The organism is Martelella alba (genome assembly GCF_006516955.1).
Lineage (GTDB): Bacteria > Pseudomonadota > Alphaproteobacteria > Rhizobiales > Rhizobiaceae > Martelella > Martelella alba.
The window spans coordinates 1-4,653 of sequence record NZ_VHLG01000036.1; the positions used below are offsets into that span (position 1 = coordinate 1).

General features: G+C 56.6%; 4 protein-coding genes. 3 read left to right on the plus strand and 1 reads right to left on the minus strand.

Annotation, left to right across the window (positions count from 1 at the left end; all coding sequences use genetic code 11):
- Together FJU08_RS22480 and FJU08_RS22485 are read left to right on the plus strand one after the other, a co-directional pair.
- On the plus strand, nucleotides 1–476 hold a 476-nt coding region (locus FJU08_RS22480; protein WP_141151275.1), incomplete at its 5' end, for an autotransporter outer membrane beta-barrel domain-containing protein.
- 299 nt (nucleotides 477–775) lie between these two features.
- Nucleotides 776–1,030, plus strand: a complete 255-nt coding sequence (locus tag FJU08_RS22485) for a hypothetical protein (RefSeq protein WP_141151276.1) — start codon at nucleotides 776–778, stop codon at nucleotides 1,028–1,030.
- A gap of 79 nt (nucleotides 1,031–1,109) precedes the next feature.
- Here FJU08_RS22485 and FJU08_RS22490 read toward each other — a convergent pair whose 3' ends face one another.
- Nucleotides 1,110–2,642 (minus strand): winged helix-turn-helix domain-containing protein, encoded by a 1,533-nt coding sequence (locus FJU08_RS22490; protein WP_141151277.1) that lies wholly within the window; start codon nucleotides 2,640–2,642, stop codon nucleotides 1,110–1,112.
- A gap of 717 nt (nucleotides 2,643–3,359) precedes the next feature.
- Here FJU08_RS22490 and FJU08_RS22495 point away from each other — a divergent pair.
- A partial coding sequence (locus FJU08_RS22495) for a S8 family serine peptidase (RefSeq protein ID WP_181410005.1) occupies nucleotides 3,360–4,653 on the plus strand: 1,294 nt, incomplete at its 3' end.

Below are 4,653 nucleotides of genomic sequence, written 5' to 3' on the forward strand. Positions count from 1 at the left end.
ACGGCATGGGCGGCTTCATCGAGGCCAGTGCCTTCAAGGCATTCGAGGCTGACAGCATCACGCTGACACCGTCTGCCACGCTCGGCTATCGCGGCTTTCGCCGGGACAGCATGAACGAAGACGGCAGTGTTTTCGCGCTCTCTCTGCCCGCCGACACGTTTGACGAGACCCAGTCAACGCTGGCGATTGCCGTTTCGAAGCGCTTCACCTTCGACAATGATCTTCAGTTCGAACCGGTGCTCAGTGCCGGATGGCGTCACGATTTCGGCGATATCAGCCGGTCGACAACGCTTGGGATTTTCGGTGAGAATTTCCAGGTTTCCGGCGCCGATGTCGGCGCCAACGCCTTCGTCGGCAAGCTGTCGCTGACGGCGATTGCGGCCAGGCGCTTCACCTTCGGCGCGTCCTATCAGGTTGAAATTCGCGATAACCTGACCAGCAACGTCTTCTCAGCCGAAGCAAGCCTCAGATTCTGAGCCGGTTATCGGTCTCAAATACACTGCAAGCCGGTCAGCATCCGGCTGCGGCCCGAACCACGCCTGACCAGGAGATTGACGCTATGTGGTCCAACCGATTTCAAATAAAAACCGTTCTTGCTTTGGCAACGGCCTGCTTGTTTCTGCTTGGTCTTACTGGCTGCAGTGAGACAGGTAGCTCATCGCCGACGACAATCAGCTTCACGTCGCCGCCGAAAAAGGAGAAGGAGCTGCCGGATTCCATTATCGCAAAGTGGGAGGTCTTCCCGGTTGTCGGAACCAGTACGAGAGGCTGCAGCATGACCTTTATCGCAAGCGCGTTTGATCCGCACAAGGGGCGCGTCAGCCTGTTCTATTGCCACAGGATTGAGGGGCTTGGCGGGATTAATGGTTTGAGCCGCGTCTTCAACTGGAAGCGCAGAGGCTCCACGATCATTCTTCTCAACATTACGGGCAACAATATCGGTTCGATCGAAATGCCGTTAAATGCCTTCCCCTCCCGCGCCTCCGGCGTCGTCGCAAATGACATCAACTTTGTCATGACCCGCAAGTAACGACTGGCGCGCGCAACCGGCTCGACGCCGTGATCAGGCCGGTTGCTTCTCCGTCCGTCCCGAAAGGGTTGAAGATGCATCATGCGCTTTTGGCGGACGGCCTCCTGTCCAGCTCAGGAAATATTCTCCTTAGCGTCGCCGGAACCGCCTCGTTACCCAGCCGACGCGTCAGATGTGCGACGGAGCCGCGAAGGATATGCAGCTGGTGGCTGCGCGACCTGAACTGCCGGACACTGACATTATAGAGCAGGCTCAGCAGCATATTGGACTGATAAACCGTAACGGACTCCAGTACGGGCAGAAGATCCGGCATAACGGTTTTTGCGCCTGGAGAAAGAAACATCAGACCAAGCTTGAGCCTCGCACGCGGATCACGCAGGTAAAGCTCGGCGGTCAGTTCCTCCACGGCCCGCCTTTGATTACCGGCCATCAGCGCAACAGCCTTGTTGACCAGCAGGTAGATGTGGAATTGGGAGCCGCTTGCAGCTAGTTCGATCGCCTGATCATAAAGTGCAATACCGCCCGGCAAATCGCCATCGGTTGCTAAAAATTGTCCGCGAATGGCAAAGGCGGCAGCAAATGCCGTCGTCTGCCTGAAAGCCTGTTCTGCCAGCTTTGTCGCGAGATCACGATGCCCGCGATCGATGAAATGCAGGAGTTTTGCCAGACCCAGCAGAATGGAAGGATCGTTCTCAATCTTCGGCAAAGCTTCAAAGACGAGGGTCTCGATTTCATCTTCGAGCGCGCGCCACAGGGGCTCAGTGATTTCACTTTCCTGAAGCATTCGTGCATAGGTATTAAACGCAAGCAAGACAGCGATCGTTGGATCATCGGGTTTGCGCAGCCGCGCCGTTTCGAGCCGTTGGGCATTTTCGGACCAACTCTCTATATTGCCAGAGATCAACGCACCGGCGTCATGAAGTCGGAGATATGCCGGTGGCGCACTTGGTTCCGAAAGTGCATCGCGTGGCAGAGCAATAAACGTCCAGATCGTATCTGTCAGCCGGACGGCGAAGTCATCGAGCTCACGAAGGAAACCGCGGCGGGCCGGAAGTGTGAGGCGAAAGGCTTCGATTGTTTTCTGGCTTGCCAGTTCACGCAGAACGAGCGCCAGATGCAGCGTTCCCTTTTCTTCGTGAAGACTGACGGCAAGACCGAAATCGACCTGACCGCGTTCGACCGCAGGGTCGAAATCCGGTCGGTAAACAACTCCACGCTTTTGCCCGAGACAGCGCCGCAATGCACGGCTCAATCCGCCCAGCGTCTCAACTGCTGCATCACCGGCCTGCGCAAGACCGGTTACCGGCCCGACGACCAGAAAGCCGAAAGCCGGAGCAGCGCTTTGCGGATCAGCAATCCAGACATAGCCTTCTCCATACTGCGTGGCGATAAATCGCGGTTCACGTGAATTGTCACCAAGGCGCTTCCGTAAGCGGTTGATGATGTAGTCGACATTTCGCTCACTCAGCTCGCCCACCGTATCGCCAAGGCTTTCGAGCAGTTGCGCACGACTTACGAGCTTGTGCGGCTCGCGTGAAAGGCGCATGATCACCGAACGCTCCTGCCGACTTAACCGCAAGCGCTCTCCGTTGTCACGTTGTGCTGTCAGCATGTCAGGTTGAAACACCAGATCCTGGTATCGCAAGGAACCGTCGCTCCCTTCTTCGCGCCATCGCGCCAAAACAATCCGCTCAAATCACCAAAAATTGACGGATGGTAAAATATCATTGAAATTTTAGGCTTACGTAAGGGGGCCCGCGACGTCAACCGCTTTGCTCGCCAAAGCTGACGTCCGACGACGCTCTGATCGCGTGGAATCCTGCAAGAAAAATCTCTACAGTGATCCTGAATGTAGGCTTATGCCGTCGCAGCGCAAATGGCAGACGACGGCTCGCTTAGACAATTGATTGACGATCTGAGTTATGTTCATCCGTTGGACGCCTAAAGTCTCGAAGCGCGCACGTTCACCCCTCTCTCAGAACCATTGCAACATTTTGTAAATAAATAATTATTTCAATTTCAGCTGAGAAAATCTTGATGTTTTCGGCACAATAGTAGCCAGATAATTTCCGAGAATTAGCGGAACCAAATATTTATCAAATAATCGTGTGGCATGGTGGTGCCGATTTCATATCTCGTGATCGCGATTGTCCTCCCCAAAGGTTCAAAGAGACGGTCTCATCTGCACAGGCGGGTGAAGGCAATCGCACGATTGGCATCTCTTTGGCTCTGATTGGACCTGTCCATGCACCGATCTTTTTCCCGTTCACCAAAATGGAAAGAAGCACGTCGCGGCAACTGGCCTTTATCAATACTGTTGACCTCCCTTTTGCTGGCTCTTCCGGTTCAGGCTTTGGCGCAGAGCGAGGCGGCGAACGGGACGGGCGCCGTCAAGACAGGATCTCATCCTGCAACGGATGCAATTGGCCAGGCCCTGCGCAAGGCTCTTTCCTACGGCGATATGTCCTTTCTCGCCAGCGTGGTTGAAAATACCCGTCTGACGCCGGATCGCGCCGATCTGATTTCGTCCGAGGCGGTGGCGTTGCGTCCCGACATGGCGGCAGCGATCGTGCGCGCCGTTGGATCTGGCGCCCATCTGGCAGCCCTCTATCCGTCGTCATCCATCACCCATGCCCTTTCCTCGCCCACCGTCTCCAGTGCCACGCAGCTGCCCTATCCCGGTGGCGTTGAAAACGCCGATGAAAGCGCGCTCACCGAATTTGAACGCAATTATTCCCTTTCGGCCATGGGCGCCGCAACCGCACGCGAGATGGGCTATACCGGCGCGGGCGTTGTCGTTGGCGTGATCGACAGCGGCATTGATATGAGCCCCGATGGGACCGTCCATCCCGAATTCACCGGGCGGATCGACTCCCGCTCGACCAGTTTCCTCAACTGGGTCGATATCGGGATGCAGGGCGAGACCCTCAGCGCCGCCGAGGTTGCGGCCGGCCTCCAGCAGGGACCGACGGACACGCAGGCTGTCGACGACCATGGAACCCATGTCTCCGGTATCATAGCCGCCGGAGACAATGGTTTCGGCATGGAGGGCGTGGCGCCGGATGCGACGATCCTGTCTGTTCAGGCCGTTCCCGGTGCGGAGGGCTGGCTATACCTCGACAGCGACCCCGATGAAGAGATCGATCTTGCCGATCTGCAAACATGCGGCCTGGAAGCTCTGGACGGTAATGGCTGCGCGATCGCACAATATTTCGCACCGATCATCAGCGCCGAACGCTATCTCGCCCAGTTTTCCGATGTCAGCGTTATTAATATGAGCTACGGGGCGAATGTCGATGACGATGCAACGAGCTGGAATATCCCAACCACGGTCCAGCCCTATTATCAGGCGGATGCGGAAGCCCTGAGAGCCAATCTGGATGCCGGTCAGATCCTCGTGACATCCGCCAGCAATGACGGCGTCGATGCGCCTGTCGTTGCCGAAAATCCGCTGGGTATCGGACTTTACCCCTTCATCAGCCCGGCCAATGAAGATGCGACCAATTCAAGCGGGAACCTGATCTATAACGATTATGGCACCGGGCTCGATTTCAGCTTTCTCTCCGCTGATGCCCTGGCGGAGGCAGAAGCGGCCGATGGCATTGCCCGCGGACGGATCGTCG